Below are 17782 nucleotides of genomic sequence, written 5' to 3'. Positions count from 1 at the left end.
TTTCACCCATTGAGGGTTCATCATGTCGCAAGGTTTTATCTCACACATTCAAGCTCAATTAGACGCCGCTAAGAACGATGGTTTGTACAAAAAAGAGCGGATTATTACATCACAGCAAAGCGCAGATATTACAGTAGCTAGCAACGAGCACGTCATTAACTTTTGTGCGAATAACTATTTAGGTCTCGCAAATCATCCTGATTTGATCGCAGCGGCTAAACAAGGCCTCGATTCTCACGGGTTTGGTGTTGCATCGGTTCGCTTTATTTGTGGTACTCAAGATATTCATAAGCAGTTAGAACAAAAAATTAGTGAGTTTCTGGGCACCGAGGATACTATTTTGTATCCTTCTTGTTTTGATGCCAATGGCGGCTTATTCGAAACCGTGCTAGATGCAGAAGATGCGGTTATTTCTGATGCATTGAATCATGCAAGTATTATTGACGGTGTACGTTTGAGTAAAGCAAAACGCTATCGCTATGCAAGCAACGATATGCAAGCGCTTGAAGAACAACTAAAGCAAGCAACTGCTGATGGTGTCAGATTCAAACTCATTGCCACTGACGGTGTTTTTTCTATGGATGGTGTTATCGCCAACCTTAAAGGTATTTGTGATTTAGCTGACAAATACGATGCAATGGTGATGGTTGATGATTGTCACGCAACGGGTTTTGTAGGGGAAGACGGTCGTGGTAGTCATGAGTATTGTGATGTCATGGGCCGAGTTGATATTCTAACTGGCACCTTAGGTAAAGCATTAGGTGGCGCTTCGGGTGGCTATACGTCAGGTAAAAAAGAAGTGGTTGACTGGTTGCGCCAGCGCTCCAGACCTTATCTTTTCTCAAATTCAGTTGCGCCTCCTATCGTTACGGCGTCATTGAAAGTGTTTGATATGATGGCAGATGGCAAAGGCCTTCGCGATGCCTTAACTCGGAACTCTGCGCATTTTAGAACGCGTATGGAAAGTGCAGGTTTTACTTTGTCAGGCAAAGATCATGCAATTATTCCCGTCATGCTAGGTGATGCTAAGCTTGCCAGCGACATGGCAGACAAAATGTTAGCGCGTGGTATTTACGTCGTGGGTTTCTCGTTTCCTGTTGTACCGAAAGGTAAGGCTCGTATTCGCACGCAAATGTCGGCAGCGCATAGTGTTGCGCATATCGATAAAGCGGTTGATGCTTTTATTGAAGTCGGTAAAGAGCTAGGAGTAATTTAATGAATTCACCATTAAAAGGTGCACAAGCAAAACAAATGAAGTCGTTGGCTAAGCTACACAGAGAGCCCGGTATTTGGCTGACCGACAATCCGGTGCCCGAAATGGGGCCGAATGATTTGATGATAAAAATTCGTAAAACGGCTATCTGTGGCACTGATATGCACATTTTCAATTGGGATGAATGGTCTCAGCAGACTATTCCGGTTCCCATGATTGTGGGCCATGAATATGTCGGTGAAGTGGTTGAAATAGGACAAGAAGTCGCTGGCTTTACAATGGGTGACCGGGTTTCAGGCGAAGGACACATTACATGTGGACACTGCAGAAATTGCCGAGCTGGTCGCAGACACTTGTGTCGCAACACTACCGGCGTTGGTGTCAATAGACAGGGCGCTTTTGCCGAGTACCTTGTTATACCGGCGTTTAATGCATTTAAGATCCCAGCTAATATCAGCGATGATATGGCTGCTATTTTCGACCCCTTTGGCAATGCCGTGCACACGGCACTGTCGTTTGATTTAGTCGGTGAAGATGTTTTGATTACTGGCGCCGGACCTATTGGTATTATGGCTGCAGCTGTGGCTAAACATGCAGGGGCTCGCTTCGTCGTTATCACTGATGTTAATGATTATCGACTCGACTTGGCTAAAACAATGGGGGCAACACGGGTAGTCAATGTTGCCTCTGAAAACTTAAAAGATGTGATGAATGAATTAGGTATGACCGAAGGTTTCGATATTGGTTTAGAAATGTCGGGTGTTCCCTCAGCATTTCGCGATATGCTGGATAAAATGAATCATGGCGGAAAGATAGCAATGTTAGGTATCCCACCGCAGAGTGTTGCGGTTGATTGGAATACGGTTATTTTTAAAGGCTTAACCATCAAAGGTGTATATGGCCGCGAAATGTTCGAAACTTGGTACAAAATGGTAAGCTTGCTGCAAAGTGGCTTGGACTTAAGCCCAATGATTACTCATCAATTCAGCATTAATGATTTCGCTAAAGGTTTTGAAGTGATGGGTTCAGGGCAAAGTGGTAAAGTCTTACTTGACTGGCAAGGGTAGATAAATGCAACAGTTTGAACATATTTCGGTACAAGATACCAAAGTAAAACTAGATACAGGTGCTGCCAAAGTGGTCGATATTCGCGATGACCAGTCATTTGAGCAAGCCCATATTCCTGGTGCATTCCATTTGACCAATGGCAGTATTAAACGATTTATGGATGCGAATGAATTGGATACGCCTGTTATTGTGGTTTGTTATCACGGGCACAGTAGTCAGCAAGCGGCGCAATATATACTGCAACAAGGTTTTGAGACTGTATACAGTATGGATGGTGGCTTTGAAGGTTGGCGAACTCAATTTCCCTCGCAGTCCAGCGCAGGACCAAGCGATGTTGAAGGTAGTGATTCTTGAGTGATTTAGGTAAAGATAGTACGCCGATATTGGCTTTTTCTGATAAAAAGCCTGCGCGATTACTTGCCGATTATCTCACTAGTTGTAACATTGATGTTCGCATTGGCAAAGGAAAGCCAGCGGTATCTGGATATGACACTGCAGACGTCGACCAGGAGTCGGTTGACAAGCTACCTGATCCAATTGAAACGTCACGTTATCAAATTATTGTCCTTAACCCTAATGATGTACAAGAGGCGCTAAAAATCGCTGAAGATTTTGTGACTAATCCAAACCAAGCCAAATATCAGCAAGCGGCTTGGGAGGTAGGGAAATCCATTGCTGGATCAAAAGACTCACCGCAACGCGTAACTGCTAAAAGTGCCGGAGTACCTGTTTGGCTGCAAGACCTAAAGTCCACACCGTTTATGTCATTGGTACTTGCTATCTGTCTCGGTGTTTTCTTACTTAGCTATCTTGGCGCGTCCAATGTCATTTATCAGAGTCTAACAATTCGTAGTATAGATGAACTTTTACAAAGCCAGCAATGGTGGCGTTTATTTACCCCTGCCTTCCTGCATTTTGGTGCTATCCATATCATTTTCAACTTAATTTGGTGGTGGCTCTTAGGCTCACAGTTAGAACGTGCTTTTGGTAGCGTATCGTTAGCCGTTATATTTGCAATTGCTGCGATCAGTTCAAACGTTGCACAACTGCTTGTTTCAGGCCCCAATTTTGGTGGCTTATCTGGGGTCGTTTACGCTTTGTTCGGTTATGTCTGGTGGATAGGCTTGCTACGCCCGCAATGGGGTATGGGCTTACCTAACAATCTGGTGTACTTCTTATTGGGTTGGTTAGCGCTCGGCTACTTTGATGTATTGTGGGTCAATATGGCGAATGAGGCACATTTGTTCGGCTTAATTTCAGGTTGCTTAATGGCGTTGGCAACACATCAATTAGCCGGAAATCGTCGTCCTAGAAATTAGCCACCTTGGCGTAAATACTTGGTGAAGATGATGTTTTCAATGACATTTTCACCGGTCTCGCGTTTCATAATATCTTTGAATTTTTGCAATACCATTCTGCGTATATCCTCGCGCCCAGTTAGAGAGCGTATTTTGTCTTCAGGTTGCGCTCCCAATACTTCTATTGCGGTTGCTCTTAGCAATGGCATATGATGCTCGACATCAACAATTTTTGCTGGATCCGCGACCATCATTTCAATAGTTACTCGTACATAACCAAGCTTTTTTGAGTTGTCGCCAGCGTAGTTGGTGACGATATCCGGCTCCAAGGCTACATAGGCATAGTTTCGCTGTTGTGCATGCACCAGTTCAGGTGTTATTAACAGCCCTATTGCTAGAGTGAGAAGTACCATGCCGTTGCACATTGAACAAAAATATCGGTGCTTTTTAGTCTGCACATGTTGAGTTTTATGTAGTTTACGCCAAATTGTCATGTTAGTGCCTCTGGAAAAGAACAATACGGATGCAGATATAATCTTTGCTGTGTTAGACTTATTATATCGGATCAAACTCAATTTTCTAAATCACTTGTCTCAAATAAATCAATTTCCCTTGGGTATTCACGCATCTTGGAAGAGTGCGTCGCAATACGATATTCCTAATCAGCACTTGGCTGACTGGCTACTTCATACCGGTTCTCTGACAGAGCGCTTGCAGGCGCTTACTAATAAATTTGAGGTCAAGGTATTAGGGCAGGCTACAATTGACGCTGATCAGAGTGAACAAGTCGCATTAATAGATTACCACAAGCATCAATGGCAAATACGAGAAGTTATCTTATATGGTGATGGTAAGCCATGGGTTTTTGCACGCAGTGTGCTGCCTGAACATTTATGTAAAACAACTTGGGCAACGTTGGGCAATCAACCCCTAGGTCAGCGAATTTTCAATGACAACAAGTTTGTGCGTAGTGAATTTGTAATTGCACAATTAGATAATAATCCAATTGCGGGTCTTGGTACTGATCCGCCGATTCCTGCCGCAACTAACGCTTTGTGGGGCAGGCGTTCTGCATTCAAAATTGAGGCTTGGCATCTACTAGTGGCGGAAGTCTTTTTACCTGACTGTCCCAGTTACATTTGCGATACTGCTGCCGGCAAAATAAGCAATGTGAGCGTTGAATGACGTTGTTGCGCTGGCAAAAAAAAGGTGCTTACTGGCGTTTAATGCGCGCCGACAAACCGATTGGTATCTATTTATTATTATGGCCAACGGTTTGGGGCTTACTGTGGGCCTCAAATGGACTACCGCCATGGCATATTACTGTTATTTTTATTTTAGGCGTCTTCCTTATGCGTTCTGCCGGTTGTGTTATTAATGATTATGCTGATCGCAAGGTTGATGGCGCAGTAAAAAGAACACAAGCGAGACCCATTGTTTCTGGTGAAGTAAAACCTAAAGAAGCATTGCAACTGTTTTATCTGCTAGTCGTTCTGGCTTTCGCGTTGGTTTTATTTCTCAATACGAACACTATTATACTGTCACTAGGGGCTCTATTTCTCGCCAGCCTTTATCCGTTTATGAAACGTTATACACATTTGCCACAGGTGGTACTAGGAGCGGCTTTTAGTTGGGCTATTCCGATGGCTTTTATGGCTATTACTGGCGAATTACCCGCATGGCTTTGGCTCATCTATCTAGCTAACTTAGCTTGGACTGTCTCCTATGATACAGCCTATGCGATGGTAGACCGAGAAGACGACATACGCATTGGGGTAAAGTCGAGCGCCATCTTATTTGGTCGATTTGATGTCATTATTATTGTATTTTTAAATGCCGTGACACTGATCTTGCTGGCATACGTTGGTTGGATCACCAATCTGCACTTCAGCTTTTATGTTGGCCTAGTGTTCGCAGCATTGATGTTTATATACCAGTTCAGGCTAATAAAAACGCGTCAAAGAGACGCGTGTTTTGCTGCCTTTTTACATAACCATTGGGTTGGTTTGGTCATCACATTTGGCTTATTGTTCGGCGTACTGATGTAGTAAACTTGGTCAACAACTCTTTTATAAGGTTTTGTTTATTGGTTCATTCTGATGCAGATTCGAGCGCTGCAATACGCGCTTCCATTGCTTCCATTTTTTCTCTAGTACGAATAAGTACTTGGTTTTGAACGTCAAATTCTTCGCGCGTAACTAAATCAAGTTTCGACAATTGGGCTTGCAACACTTGCTTTACTTTACCTTCCGCTTCACCTGCCATTGTTTTCATACCGGCGGGTATTGCATTACTGATATTTTTAGCAATTTCTTCTAATTTCTTGGGATCTAGCATTGTTTGTCCTTGGCTTCACTTTCTAGTGGTAATTGTATCCCGAAATGAAAAAGAAAAAAGCGTTATTAACTGATCATTTGTTATAATTCTTTTCTTTGCTACTTTTTCCCCTTGAGAACTCTGCATGCGCTTAAATGATGCCCAACAAGAAGCCGTCGAATATGTATCAGGTCCATGCTTGGTGCTCGCAGGGGCCGGCAGTGGTAAAACCCGTGTTATTACCAATAAAATTGCTTATTTAGTGCGTGAATGTGGTTATAAAGCAAGACAAATCGCGGCGGTTACGTTTACCAATAAAGCCGCTCGAGAGATGAAGGAGCGTGTTGCACAAACGCTAGGCAAAGCAGAAGCACGTGGTTTAAAAGTATCAACCTTCCACACACTTGGACTCAGTATTATCAAAAAACACGTTTTACAGTTAGGCTATAAAGCGGGCTTTTCATTATTTGATGATAAAGACTCAATGAGCCTGCTACGCGACCTTACCGAAGCAGAATATGATGGTGATAAAGACTTACTGTCAGCATTGCAGTCGACGATTTCAAACTGGAAAAACGATCTGATCCTGCCTCAGGCTGCATTAAAAATGGCCCGTGGCGACAGTGAAATTGAGCAAGCAAACTACTACGTGGAATATGCATCACACCTTAAAGCATACAACGCTCTGGATTTCGACGACCTTATTTTGTTACCCACGCTATTGCTGAAAACCAATGAAGCGGTGCGTAACAAATGGCAGAGTATGCTCAAATACCTGCTGGTGGATGAGTATCAAGATACCAATACCAGTCAGTATGAATTAGTTCGGATATTGGTGGGTCAGCGAGCCAGATTCACGGTGGTAGGCGATGACGACCAATCTATTTATTCATGGCGAGGTGCAAGGCCGCAAAACTTAGTTTTACTACAAAAGGACTTCCCAAGTCTTCGTCTGATTAAGTTAGAGCAAAACTACCGCTCATCAGGACGGATATTACACAACGCTAATATTCTGATCCAAAATAACCCGCATGTTTATGAAAAGCGTCTATTTAGCGAATTGCCGTATGGTGAAAAACTCAAAGTTGTGGTGGCTAAAAATGAAGAACACGAAGCTGAAAAAGTAATCGCGGAATTAATGGCGCATCGCTTTATGAATAATACGAGCTACGCTGACTACGCTATTTTGTACAGAGGAAATCATCAATCTCGCTTGTTTGAAAAAGTATTAATGACAAACCGGATCCCATACAAAATAAGCGGTGGAACGTCATTTTTCGGGCGCACCGAAGTTAAAGATGTTATGGCCTACTTACGTTTACTGGTTAATCAAGACGATGACAATGCGTTGCTTAGAGTTATCAATACACCTTCTCGAGGTATCGGACGTGCAACCCTAGAAAAAGTGGGGCACTTTTCAAACGCCAATAGAACGGGCTTATTTGAGGCTTGCTGTCACAGTGGTCTGAATAGCATATTAGGTGCAAAAGCCTACCAATCCGTGGACCAGTTTTCACGTTGGGTAGTGCAAGCCGCGGACAACGCAAAGCGCGGCGATACAGTTGCAGTATTGCGAGACTTCATTAAAACCATGGGCTATGAAGAATGGTTGTATGAGCAAAGCACGAGTCCTAAAGCGGCGGAAATGGGGATGGCAAATGTCAGTACATTGTTTGGGTGGGTTGATAATATGCTTAAGGGTGATGATTTAGAGCCACCAATGACCTTACCTGAAATTGTGAATCGATTGATTTTGCGGGACATGATGGAGCGAGGTGAAGATGACGCTGAAGCCGATCAGGTGCAACTGATGACACTGCATGCATCCAAGGGACTGGAATTCCCTTATGTCTTCATGGTAGGAATGGAAGAGGGAATGTTGCCACATAAAAGTAGTATTGAAGAGGATAATATTGATGAAGAACGTCGCTTAGCATATGTAGGTATTACGCGTGCTCAAAAAGAGCTTGTGTTTAGCATCGCCAGAGAGCGTCGTCAATTTGGTGAAGTTATTCAGCCAGAACCGTCTCGTTTCCTCTATGAATTACCGCAGGACGATGTTGAATGGGAGTTTCAAAAGAAAAAAGCAACGCCCGAAGAGAGAAAAGAAAAAGGCGCTAAAGGGATAGCCAACTTACGAGACCTGCTCTAAGGTTAAAGCGGGTTAGCTATCATCGTCGACAAAGTCGAGTAATATGGTTCTGCCCAATATATCACCTTGGCCGTATTCGCAGCCCAAGCCTTTTAAGCTCTCCAGCTTACTTTTACTTGAAATGCCCTCGGCGATAACAATTAGCCCCACTTTTTCCGCGACTAAAATAACCGATTCAATGAAGCGTAAGTTCTTCTCGGAGCGTGTGAAAGATTGAATAAACCGCTCATCAATTTTAATAAAATCGAATGGGTAAGAGAACAAATAATTTAATGATGCCGTGCCGCTACCAAAGTTATCTAAAATTAAACCAAAACCATGGCGCTTTAACTTCTTAATAGACGGCAATATATACTGTGAACGATTGCTGAGAGCACTTTCTGAAAACTCCAGTAGCAATTTCTCAGCGTCAAATTCGCTATCCTTTACATGTGCGATCAGCTCATCCACGAGATCTTTTTTCATGAGGTGTTCAACTGATAAACTCACGCCAATGCGTTGATGCGCGTGTTCAGCATCATTCTGCCACTGGCCTAATAAACCAATAGCGCCATCTAACAAGAATTGATTTAATTCTAGTGTCAAACCGCATTGTTCAGCGATTTGCCAAAACTGCTCTCGGTTTATTTTGCCGAACGACTCGTTGTGCCATTGTAGCGTGCATTCAAAATACAGTACGGATTCATCTTCAAGCTTAACAACGGGCTGCAATATACAATCGAAGCCTTTCTCTTTTAGCGTTTTACGAAACTCTGACTCTAATTGAATATCCCCAAGTAACTTTTCACGCATGCTCTTATCAAACGTAACATAGCGTCCCCGGCCAAGACTTTTAGCTTGGTACATAGCTGCATCAGCGTCACGTAATACTTCGTCAGCTGACATATAGTTACTATCAAGATGCGCAATACCTAGGCTTGCACCGCTAAACATTTCTTTACCGTCGAGCATAAATGGTATAGACACGGAATTGATAACACGAGATGCTACTTCTTCAACTGCTTTAATATCTTCGAAGTTGTCTAATAGAATAACGAATTCGTCACCGCCTAAGCGGGCTAATAAATCGTGGCCGCGTTTATATAATGAAATACGTTGGCTAACTTCGACTAAGAACTCATCGCCTGCATGGTGGCCTAAGGTGTCGTTAATCACTTTGAACCTGTCTAAATCAATAAATAACACCGCAAATTGATTTTCGGGGTGGCGCTTTTTGTTTGCAATTGCAAGCTCAAGGCGGCTATTAAACATAACGCGATTAGGTAAATCGGTAAGTGAGTCGTGATGTGCGTCATGGATCAGTTTTAGCTCGATCTCTTTACGCTGTTCTATCTGTTTTTTCAGATACTCGTTAGTTTGGTTAAGTTCTTCGGTGCGTTCCTGCACCTTGTTTGTCAATTGCAGGTTATATTCTTTGAGTGCCTCAGCGCTTCTTCTGCGCTCCATTGCTACTGCAATATGGTGTGACACGAAACGTAAAATGTCTAAATCTTTTTGTGTATAGTTTTCAAGCTTACCGTAGGTTTGTACTGCAATAACGCCTTGCACTTCACCGTCTATGACTAATGGTGAACCCAACCAAGAGTTATTATGTTCCATCATATTTTGCGCTACGGTAACGTCAACTTCACCTTCTTCGACTAAGGATAAAATCTTTGAATTGTCGATCAATGAAGCTTCGCCGCGACGAATAATATATTCGGTTAAACCTAAACCTAACGGACGCTCATCAACAGAGTCATGTAATTCATCACTAAGATATGGAAAGGTAAGTTTGTCTTTGTCTTTATTCAAAACAGCAACAAAACAGTTTGGTGCGCTGATTAAGCGAGCTAGAACTTCGTGCAATTTTAAATAAAAACGAGGAATATCATCATCCAAAGAAACTGACAGCTCTGATATTTCAAACAACGCGGTTTGTAGCGATTCAATCTTTTGGCGTTCGAGAATTTCTTCTTGTAAATCGTCATTAATACTGCGTAACTGCTTAGTGCGATCGCGGATGGTTCGTTCAGTCACTTCGCGGCTTTTAACTCGATCAACGGTTGTTACAATGTGTTGTGAGATAAATGAGAGAACTTCGAAATCGTCTGGGCTATAACGCACATCGTCATTATAGCTCTGCACCACCATGGCGCCAATTACGTCAGCACTGCGCTTTAGAGGCACACCAATAAGGTCGACAGGAGGGGTTCCCAGCATCTGAATACCGGTTTGTTCTAAAACAGATTCGGTATTTTCTTTGGTCATAACCAAGCTTTTCCCATTTTTGAGAATATAACCAGTAATGCCATCCATAATACGTTCATATGGAACTAACGAAATTACTTCTTCATCTAGCTCATCCACGAAGTAAGCAAAATCGACGTTTTTATCGCTGGGGTCAAAAAAGGCAACATAGAAGTTATCGGCATTCATAAAATCGCTAACGATGTCATGAACTGCTTTATAAAGACGATCAAGATTACTCACTGAACTAGCTAATTCACTGATCTCAAAAAGTGCCTTCTGAATTTTTTCAGCGCGCTTATACTTTTCGGTGAGATCCTGAAGTTGTGGAATTAGCTCGCGCAATTCTTGTTCAGAAAGCTCACCTATAACGGTATCATCTCTATTCATTTAAACAAAAAACCTTTACAACCCTATAATGCAATTTTCTTAGGGAATCGCTTTCCATGCAATCTACAAAGAATTAAATTCCTTCGATCATATAATTTATTGCTGTTTTTATATCGTCGTCAGAACAGTCACCACAAGCCCCCATTGCTGGCATTGCGTTAATTCCGTCAATCGCATTTTTCCAAACCTGGTCAAAGCCTTTTTCATCTAAACGTGGCTGCCATTCAGCCGCAACTTGTGACTTAGGAGCGCCTAAAACGCCTGCTGCATGGCACGCAACACATGCGCCATTATAGATTTGCTCGCCGGTACGAGGGCCTGCTGCGACAGCTGGTGCTGCGCCTGCAATATGGACATTACCGCTCGGTTTAATACGTTGGGCAATATCATCATCCGTCATTTCTTGCGCGTTTGCACTGACGAAAAATAACGCGGATACGAAAAGACTTACTAATACTCTGAATTTCACTACTTTCTCCTGCAATTTGTGTTAGCTCACAACAACTTAGCTTGATTATAAACATTAGTCAGGGGTAAACAACTATTAGTTGCATTATCCCTGAGGGTATTTATCGTAAAAAAGTTGTTTGCTTTGAACTTATCGGTTAACAAATTGTTTCTGTTAATATTTTGAATTACAAGCCAAATTGACCCTGCAGCAATGCAATAAACTTTCGTTTTTGTTTAAAATCAAAAATCAATTCACTGATTAAAAAATCAAAAGATTGATGCTGCTTTTTACTCTTTAATGCAGATTTTAGTTCTTTCAACAACGTAATCGCAGTTTCATAACCTTGTGTATCGGTATTTTTTGGATACGTCCGGATAAGTCTGCGATACAGCACAAAACCTAAGTCCGGTTGCATTTCTATGCCTAACTTTGAAATTTTGTGCAGCAATGGATTCGACAAAATTACGTCTTGCGCTTCAGCAATCGCGATATCTTTCTTATCACATGCTAGATACAGTTCAAATAGAGTGTCTTGATTGTCGGTATCCTCTAAGCGCTCAATCAATAGTGCCTGGGCTTTTTCAAACCAATGTTGAACATCGGCTTCACTCTTATTATCGGAGGCCTCGAGCAAGCTGAGCACAGCGTGAAAATCGCTTGCCTCTAATGAACGTTCATATGCTGACCAATGCAGGTCCAGCGAAGCGTCGATATCTTCTACCTGCTCTTGTGTATTAGCGCTCAGCGTTAGCAGTTTACTTTCTTGCCTATAATTGAGTGTATGACTTTCGATCTCTGTGATGTATTTTCTAGCTATATCCTTACATCCTAATGAAACGCATAACTCTGCCAGTTCTATATACTCAGTCAGATTAGTAGCCAATTTATGCTTACATTCAATAAGCTTAAGTTTATTTTCAGTTGACACCTCTGGACCGCTCTCTGCGTAGTATAGGGCAAGATCAGTCAATATTAGTACATGCGTGTCATCGACAGTTTTTTCGATTTGGATCGAGCTGGTCTCGGTTTGTTCAAATTGGCATTCAAGATTAACCAGCTTCTCAATAAATAATTCGATTAACTCAGGGTATTTTTGTACGAATCTCTTGTAGATTGAAGGTAGAGCAAAATTAGAAAATGGTTGATGATAAAGTGACATTAAAAAGCTCACTTTACGCTGGGGCGTCCAATTCAATTCACTGGTGAACGTTGCAAAAGCCTGAACCAGCGTCACTTCAACTTTAAGTCGATAGCCTTTGTCATCTTTAATTTTTCCAAGCGCTTTGTTGTATCTCAGCAAGGCAGTTTGGGTTAGCTCGAACGCAGGGTCGGTCGGTAATTTATGTAATATTGAAATTAACCGATTAAACTTTTCTATTGCGGTCTCAAAGTAGGTTTTTACTCTGTTTTGACGCCATACTTCTCGTAAAGGAAGCGCTTTGTTAATAATATCTATTAACGCTTTTTTATTTATTTTTCCATTGCGAACATCAGCAAACAGAACCCATTGTTCGGTTTTATCAATGTCGCTAGTAATTTGCTTTAATAGCGTTGCTTTTGCTTCTGCTTCGGACATGCTTTCAATATATCCAGTGATCCGCTGAATTTCATCACCTTCTTGCAACACTTCTAGTTCGGCTTCACGCGAAATGTCGGTGAGTGCGACAGCAACACAATGCTTACAAAAGTCGAACCCTTCGGAGTCAGAACAATTGCAACTTCCTTCGTACTGACCATCAACGATAGAAAGTTTCACAGTAAACTCTTGAATTTCTTGAACTATAGCTGTCACTATTAATTGATTTCTAGTAAAGCGATGAACTGCTTCTTGAAAATACAGCATTTCTCCTTTGTCGAAAGTACGTCTTCCGGCAAGCTTTTGTAACTGTAAAATTGGATTACTATCTGGCATAGGGTATTTTGTTTACGCTTAAAAGTTAAACTACGGATTAATAAGGTAGCGAAAAAATAGCTAAAGTGCTAAACACGCTGATTGTTTATTCATACCCATTGTATAAACCTCATGGCTTATATAATGAGATGCAAAAGTTTTTAAAACTCGAAAGCTTGAATCAAGTAAAAAGCACGATCAACTGAATATTATATAACAGTTTACACACAATGAAAATGGATCTACCGCAGATGTATGAAAAGTAGAGGCTTGACTGGTCTGCAAGTCTCTGTTTAATGTTAGTAGTCAAACTTTATGCATGCGCTATTTTAAATAAAGTACGTATCTGAGCAAAAATACCGCTGCCATAAAATAGGTAATCAGGCTCACTTTTTTATATTCACCGATGCCGACCTTAATTCCAACATAAGTGATGAAACCCAAGGCAATTCCTTCGCTAATACTAAATGTCAGGGGCATTGCCATCAGGGCAATGGTTGCTGTAACTACACTAGCTAAGTCCGAAAAATCGAGTTCTTTAATTGAATCCACCATAAAAATACCCACCATAACTAGTGCAGGTGTTGTGGCCATATTACTGACAGGACTGCCAATTTTATAAAACAAAGTAAGCATATGAGTAATTAATTAAAAAATGATTATCAAAAGCCTATTTTACTTAGTATTGTGCATGCGCATTACAATGAAACGCGTCGGTAAAGGAATCAAATTTAAGCCTCGCCGACAATACCATTGGTTTTCGACCGGAATATAAATAATGAGCACTGACACCAAAATGAGCAAACTCAAGCAACTAATTCAACAGTTGCCCAAAGCAGAACTGCATTTGCACATTGAGGGTACGTTGGAGCCTGAGTTAATGTGGCGCCTAGCCCAAAAACACAATATTACGCTACCATTTGCAAGCGTTGAAGCTATTCAAGATGCATATCAGTTCAACAACTTACAAAGTTTTCTTGACCTTTATTATCAAGGTGCGGATGTGTTGCGCGACGAAGATGATTTCTTTGAGCTGATGTGGGCTTATTTAGGCAAATGTCACGAACAAAATATTGTGCATACTGAAATTATGTTTGACCCGCAAACGCATACTCAAAGAGGGATTACTTACGACGTGTTTATGCCGGGATTTGCAAGAGCAATTGATAAAGCAAAAACTGAGCTTGGTGTATCTGTTTATCTGATTTTGTCATTTTTACGGCATTTAAGTGAAGACAATGCGATCGAGACCTTACAACAAGCACAGCCCTATTATTCAATGATTACCGCCGTTGGCTTAGACAGTGCTGAATTGCATAATCCGCCATCAAAGTTTCAAGGTGTATTTGCACAGGCTGCATTGTTGGGCTTTAAGTTAGTTGCTCATGCGGGAGAAGAGGGCCCACCCGAATACGTATGGGAAGCGATTAATTTACTTAAAGTAGACCGGGTCGATCATGGCGTTCGCAGCATTGAAGATCCTAAATTGATGGCCTATTTGAAACAACATCAAGTCCCACTGACAGTGTGTCCGCTGAGTAATTTGAAACTATGTGTTATTGACGATATGCGCGAACACAATATAGTTGAGCTGTTGAATGATGGTTTGCGGGTAATGGTAAATTCCGATGACCCGTCCTATTTTGGTGGCTATTTAAATGAAAATTTTTATGCCTTAGTCGACAAACTTGATTTGACAGAGGAGGACACTGTGGCGCTCATAAGCAATAGTATTAGTGCCAGTTTTTTGCCTGATAATGACAAGCAAGAATGGCTAACGCGTATTCAACAGCTAACGCAAACGTTAAGGATTACCAAGCATGCGTAAAATCGTCTTACTCACTCTAATTATATTGCTACCTGCATTATATAGTGCTGCATCGGCTGAACAGAAATATGGTCCTCGTGAATTTGCCGATAGCGATAAATGGACTGCTATTGTTGCTGCATATGAACCTGAAATTAACGCAATTGATGATGCCTTCGACAAAATGGAAAGCGCAAAAATCGATGAAACGATCATCATCAAAGGTGTCAAATATCAGCTAGGGACGTATAAAAGCCAACGGGTAATCATTTTTACCACGGGCATTAGTGTCGTTAATGCGGCAATGACAATGCAAATGGCGCTTGATTATTTTCCCATCGATAAGGTTGTCATGATGGGTATTGCTGGCGCCATTAACCCGATGTTCGAACCCGGAGACATCGCCATCCCTGAGCGCTGGTATTATCACGACGAGTCAGTTTATGTAAATCCTGACCCACAAAATGAAGGTGCATATATACTTCCCGGTTATTATGAAGCGGCGTCAAATCGTCACGAGGAACGAGCAAAAATTGACGCTAACGCGCCTAAATACAAGAACTTTGCTTATCAGTTTCCAAGAGAAGTTGCGATCGTTAAAGAGGGCATCGAAAGCCCACAAAAAATGCCTTACTTTACCGTTTCCGCGAATTTATTAGCGCTTGCTAAAAAAGCCCTGATAAATGTCGATACAATAAAAATGCCCTCTGGTAAACCAATCAAAATAAGTATCGGTGGCAATGGTGTGACCGGGTCAGTGTTTGCTGACAGTGCTAAGTATCGAGTGTGGTTACAAGATGTTTTTAACGCGCAGGTAGCAGAAATGGAATCGGCCGCTGTTGGTCAAGTTTGTTTTGTAAACAACGTCGATTGGATTGTTATTCGCTCGGTTAGTGATTTAGCCGGTGGTCAAAAAGGCCAGAATGATGAAAACGTATTTAATGCGATTGCATCTGGCACAGGAACTAAGTTAATGATGGCTTTATTGGATGAGATTGTTAGTGCAAAAGCAAATGACGTAAAATAAGACTGGAAAATCTAGCTTAAATCTTTAGACTCACGGTCTGTTATCGACGACAACGATAAATTGTCGGATTACAATGCACCCGTAGCTTAGCTGGATAGAGTATCGGTCTCCGAAGGCTACACGAGATTTGGTTGATATGACCGAAATATAAGTTAAAATTTGTTGTAACCCGCTACGCACCTGTAGCTCAGCTGGATAGAGTAACGGCCTCCGAAGCCGTGGGTCGCGCGTTCGAATCGCGCCAGGTGCACCATTTCCTTCTTTTTTGACTCTTACACTATGTGCCAAATTCGGCGTCAATTTGGGGCCTGTGACCAACTTGAATTAACAAACGAATCTATAGCACTTGCTGGATGGTCAAGTTTTTATGCAAAAGATACGAATATAAGGTTCAATTTTAAATGCGAATCAACATACGGCGGTCTGCACATTGCAAATTTGTACAAGCTTATAGTTTATAAATTTTTAATGGGTCTGAACGATCCTCAATTTGTGCATCTTTCACTCTATCGTATTGGCATTAAGTACGAAACCGATTAAGACAAGATTTTCGTTGAATTCACGTTCGATATTCTCTCTACTGAATAAATTTATGATGTATTTACGTTAAGTCTAATTCGGCGGTAAACTCTACTAGCTAGGCTCACCAAAATACCGGTATGTGCGTGTCGCACTCTAATTAGTTATTGATAATAAGTGATCATTCAAGTTCACGTGCAAAGGACAGGTTAAAGCACGGGCAATGGTAATTAGAGCTAATAGACTACACTGTATTTTGCGAAAAAAAATCATCCAATTAATCTCAACCTTGACTGACGGCAAAGAGCGAGGAGCGGCCCGTCGCGGTTCACTATCTTAATAGCCGTTTAGATCCTTAGGGTGCATTAGCGCAATTCTATAAGCGCCCTTGAAACTTCATTCTCCTTACTTTTCTTAGCTGATCAAAAGACTTAATGAAAGCGCTTCCCTCTATTTTCCTCATGTTTTCGCTAGGTAAAATTATTTCCAACTAAATTAATTTGTTATTCCCACTGCGTACGTGGCTACGAATCCCATATCTAATTGGCTATAGTCTTTGCTGTTTTCTTGAATATAGTAATATGTTATTCTTTACTAATTAAAGAATAGTAAAGGCGTAATAAACATGAAAGTGAGTGCTAAAAGACAAATTACTTTACCCATCGAGTTGTGTGCCGTGGCAGATATCGATAAAGGTGACGAAGTTGACAGCTTTGTAGATAGACAAGGTATTATCTCTATTGTAAAAAAATCAATGGGGGCAGCTAGTGGTATTTTAAAAAATACTAAAGCCAATCGAAGTATTAGCGAAGATGCATCACTGCAAAGTGCCATTGATTGATGATTGATGATTGCTATTGATACAAATGTACTTCTTCGTTATTTGCTTGACGATGATGACAAACAAAGCCCAAAAGCGAAGATTTTAATCAACGGCGAGCACAAAGTATTAGTCACTGATGTTGTTCTAACTGAGACTGTTTGGGTACTCAAAGGCAAGCGATATCAAGTTTCTAAAGATACTATTGTTGATGTTATTCATGCATTATTTGCTGAACCCAATATTCAGTTTGAAGATGCGCAGGCTGTTTGGTGCGCATTGAAAGACTATGTAAACGCGGCCCCAATTAAAGTAAAGGGTAAAATAAAACAGGCAGACTTTCCTGATGCCCTTATTATCAATAAAGCGAAGCGATATGGAGAATTAAACAATATTGACATCATTACGCTCTATACCTTTGATAAGGCTGCACTTGAAATAGGCGGTAGCAGCGAACCATAAAACTATGATAACTGACCGTTCAAGTTGATTGTCGCGCTATACCGCTTGATATATCGCAGTGAATGGACCTTTTTAGATCCATAGTGTGCATTAGCGATCGTCTATTGACAGGCAAGTATGTGCATAAACTTGCCCTATG

Annotated in this window: 16 protein-coding genes, 1 tRNA gene and 1 pseudogene; 12 read left to right on the top strand and 6 right to left on the bottom strand. The window is 41.4% G+C overall.

Annotation, left to right across the window (positions count from 1 at the left end; all coding sequences use genetic code 11):
- The first annotated feature begins 22 nt into the window (after nucleotides 1-22).
- Genes kbl through glpG form a run of 4 tightly spaced genes read left to right on the top strand, consistent with a single transcriptional unit; the run spans nucleotide 23 to nucleotide 3600 of the window.
- Nucleotides 23-1216, top strand: a complete 1194-nt coding sequence (gene kbl, locus G399_RS0105400; protein WP_006008029.1) for a glycine C-acetyltransferase — start codon at nucleotides 23-25, stop codon at nucleotides 1214-1216.
- Between the two features lie 35 nt (nucleotides 1217-1251).
- The gene (gene tdh, locus G399_RS0105395) at nucleotides 1252-2280 is read left to right on the top strand and encodes an L-threonine 3-dehydrogenase (RefSeq protein WP_026843499.1); all 1029 of its coding nucleotides are present in this window, start codon (nucleotides 1252-1254) and stop codon (nucleotides 2278-2280) included.
- A gap of 4 nt (nucleotides 2281-2284) precedes the next feature.
- Nucleotides 2285-2635 (top strand): thiosulfate sulfurtransferase GlpE, encoded by a 351-nt coding sequence (gene glpE / locus G399_RS0105390; protein ID WP_006008033.1) that lies wholly within the window; start codon nucleotides 2285-2287, stop codon nucleotides 2633-2635.
- Entirely contained in the window at nucleotides 2632-3600 is a 969-nt protein-coding gene (gene glpG, locus G399_RS0105385) for a rhomboid family intramembrane serine protease GlpG (protein WP_006008035.1), read from the top strand. The genes glpE and glpG overlap by 4 nt, the downstream gene beginning before the upstream one ends.
- On the opposite strand, the gene G399_RS0105380 is transcribed toward glpG, so the two are convergent.
- Entirely contained in the window at nucleotides 3597-4004 is a 408-nt protein-coding gene (locus G399_RS0105380; RefSeq protein ID WP_026843498.1) for a flagellar basal body-associated protein FliL, read from the bottom strand. The genes glpG and G399_RS0105380 overlap by 4 nt on opposite strands.
- Nucleotides 4005-4071: 67 nt before the next feature.
- Here G399_RS0105380 and G399_RS0105375 point away from each other — a divergent pair, with 67 nt between their 5' ends.
- Together G399_RS0105375 and ubiA are read left to right on the top strand one after the other, a co-directional pair.
- Nucleotides 4072-4764, top strand: a complete 693-nt coding sequence (locus G399_RS0105375; RefSeq protein WP_006008039.1) for a chorismate--pyruvate lyase family protein — start codon at nucleotides 4072-4074, stop codon at nucleotides 4762-4764.
- Nucleotides 4761-5627, top strand: coding sequence for a 4-hydroxybenzoate octaprenyltransferase (gene ubiA, locus G399_RS0105370; RefSeq protein WP_006008040.1), 867 nt, complete (start codon nucleotides 4761-4763; stop codon nucleotides 5625-5627). Before G399_RS0105375 ends, ubiA begins: the two co-directional genes overlap by 4 nt.
- 43 nt (nucleotides 5628-5670) lie before the next feature.
- Here the strand turns inward: ubiA and ubiK are convergent, their stop codons facing one another.
- Entirely contained in the window at nucleotides 5671-5916 is a 246-nt protein-coding gene (gene ubiK / locus G399_RS0105365) for a ubiquinone biosynthesis accessory factor UbiK (protein WP_006008042.1), read from the bottom strand.
- Between the two features lie 124 nt (nucleotides 5917-6040).
- Here ubiK and rep point away from each other — a divergent pair, with 124 nt between their 5' ends.
- Nucleotides 6041-8047 carry a DNA helicase Rep gene (gene rep, locus G399_RS0105360; protein ID WP_006008044.1) on the top strand — a complete coding sequence of 669 codons (2007 nt, stop codon included), beginning with the start codon at nucleotides 6041-6043 and terminating at the stop codon, nucleotides 8045-8047.
- A gap of 12 nt (nucleotides 8048-8059) precedes the next feature.
- Here rep and G399_RS0105355 read toward each other — a convergent pair whose 3' ends face one another.
- The 4 genes and pseudogenes from G399_RS0105355 to G399_RS0105340 form a co-directional block, all read right to left on the bottom strand.
- Nucleotides 8060-10666, bottom strand: coding sequence for a bifunctional diguanylate cyclase/phosphodiesterase (locus tag G399_RS0105355; RefSeq protein WP_006008046.1), 2607 nt, complete (start codon nucleotides 10664-10666; stop codon nucleotides 8060-8062).
- A 73-nt stretch (nucleotides 10667-10739) separates the two neighbouring features.
- A complete protein-coding gene (locus G399_RS0105350) occupies nucleotides 10740-11135 on the bottom strand; it encodes a c-type cytochrome (RefSeq protein WP_006008048.1) in 396 nt (131 codons plus the stop codon).
- A 166-nt stretch (nucleotides 11136-11301) separates the two neighbouring features.
- A complete protein-coding gene (locus G399_RS0105345) occupies nucleotides 11302-13029 on the bottom strand; it encodes an SWIM zinc finger family protein (RefSeq protein ID WP_006008050.1) in 1728 nt (575 codons plus the stop codon).
- Between the two features lie 303 nt (nucleotides 13030-13332).
- Nucleotides 13333-13644: pseudogene (locus G399_RS0105340) on the bottom strand (NCS2 family permease); the annotation flags it as partial.
- A gap of 142 nt (nucleotides 13645-13786) precedes the next feature.
- Between G399_RS0105340 and G399_RS0105335 the strand changes: the two are divergent.
- From G399_RS0105335 to G399_RS0105310, 5 genes are all read left to right on the top strand, one after another.
- Nucleotides 13787-14836, top strand: a complete 1050-nt coding sequence (locus G399_RS0105335) for an adenosine deaminase (protein WP_006008056.1) — start codon at nucleotides 13787-13789, stop codon at nucleotides 14834-14836.
- A complete protein-coding gene (locus tag G399_RS0105330) occupies nucleotides 14829-15842 on the top strand; it encodes a 5'-methylthioadenosine/S-adenosylhomocysteine nucleosidase (protein ID WP_006008059.1) in 1014 nt (337 codons plus the stop codon). The genes G399_RS0105335 and G399_RS0105330 overlap by 8 nt, the downstream gene beginning before the upstream one ends.
- Before the next feature lie 176 nt (nucleotides 15843-16018).
- Nucleotides 16019-16095: transfer RNA gene (locus G399_RS0105325), tRNA-Arg, on the top strand.
- 891 nt (nucleotides 16096-16986) lie between these two features.
- On the top strand, nucleotides 16987-17202 hold the full coding sequence (locus tag G399_RS0105315; protein ID WP_006008061.1) for an AbrB/MazE/SpoVT family DNA-binding domain-containing protein: 216 nt from the start codon (nucleotides 16987-16989) through the stop codon (nucleotides 17200-17202).
- Nucleotides 17203-17208: 6 nt separating this feature from the next.
- Nucleotides 17209-17643: a type II toxin-antitoxin system VapC family toxin gene (locus G399_RS0105310; RefSeq protein WP_006008063.1), complete on the top strand. Its 435-nt coding sequence runs from the start codon at nucleotides 17209-17211 to the stop codon at nucleotides 17641-17643.
- The last annotated feature ends 139 nt before the right edge of the window (nucleotides 17644-17782 follow it).

The sequence above is a fragment of the Brumicola pallidula DSM 14239 = ACAM 615 genome (assembly GCF_000428905.1).
GTDB lineage: Bacteria > Pseudomonadota > Gammaproteobacteria > Enterobacterales > Alteromonadaceae > Glaciecola > Glaciecola pallidula.
Note: the sequence above shows the minus strand (reverse complement) of the source record. Positions and strands in the feature narration are given on the sequence as shown.

What these genes read in the sequence shown, in the direction of transcription:
- kbl (WP_006008029.1), top strand. Translation starts at nt 23, where the DNA reads ATGTCGCAAGGTTTTATCTCACACATTCAAGCTCAATTAGACGCCGCT.
- tdh (WP_026843499.1), top strand. Translation starts at nt 1,252, where the DNA reads ATGAAGTCGTTGGCTAAGCTACACAGAGAGCCCGGTATTTGGCTGACC.
- glpE (WP_006008033.1), top strand. Translation starts at nt 2,285, where the DNA reads ATGCAACAGTTTGAACATATTTCGGTACAAGATACCAAAGTAAAACTA.
- G399_RS0105380 (WP_026843498.1), bottom strand. Translation starts at nt 4,004, where the DNA reads ATGTGCAACGGCATGGTACTTCTCACTCTAGCAATAGGGCTGTTAATA.
- G399_RS0105375 (WP_006008039.1), top strand. Translation starts at nt 4,072, where the DNA reads ATGTTAGTGCCTCTGGAAAAGAACAATACGGATGCAGATATAATCTTT.
- ubiA (WP_006008040.1), top strand. Translation starts at nt 4,761, where the DNA reads ATGACGTTGTTGCGCTGGCAAAAAAAAGGTGCTTACTGGCGTTTAATG.
- ubiK (WP_006008042.1), bottom strand. Translation starts at nt 5,916, where the DNA reads ATGCTAGATCCCAAGAAATTAGAAGAAATTGCTAAAAATATCAGTAAT.
- rep (WP_006008044.1), top strand. Translation starts at nt 6,041, where the DNA reads ATGCGCTTAAATGATGCCCAACAAGAAGCCGTCGAATATGTATCAGGT.
- G399_RS0105355 (WP_006008046.1), bottom strand. Translation starts at nt 10,666, where the DNA reads ATGAATAGAGATGATACCGTTATAGGTGAGCTTTCTGAACAAGAATTG.
- G399_RS0105345 (WP_006008050.1), bottom strand. Translation starts at nt 13,029, where the DNA reads ATGCCAGATAGTAATCCAATTTTACAGTTACAAAAGCTTGCCGGAAGA.
- G399_RS0105335 (WP_006008056.1), top strand. Translation starts at nt 13,787, where the DNA reads ATGAGCACTGACACCAAAATGAGCAAACTCAAGCAACTAATTCAACAG.
- G399_RS0105330 (WP_006008059.1), top strand. Translation starts at nt 14,829, where the DNA reads ATGCGTAAAATCGTCTTACTCACTCTAATTATATTGCTACCTGCATTA.
- G399_RS0105315 (WP_006008061.1), top strand. Translation starts at nt 16,987, where the DNA reads ATGAAAGTGAGTGCTAAAAGACAAATTACTTTACCCATCGAGTTGTGT.
- G399_RS0105310 (WP_006008063.1), top strand. Translation starts at nt 17,209, where the DNA reads ATGATTGCTATTGATACAAATGTACTTCTTCGTTATTTGCTTGACGAT.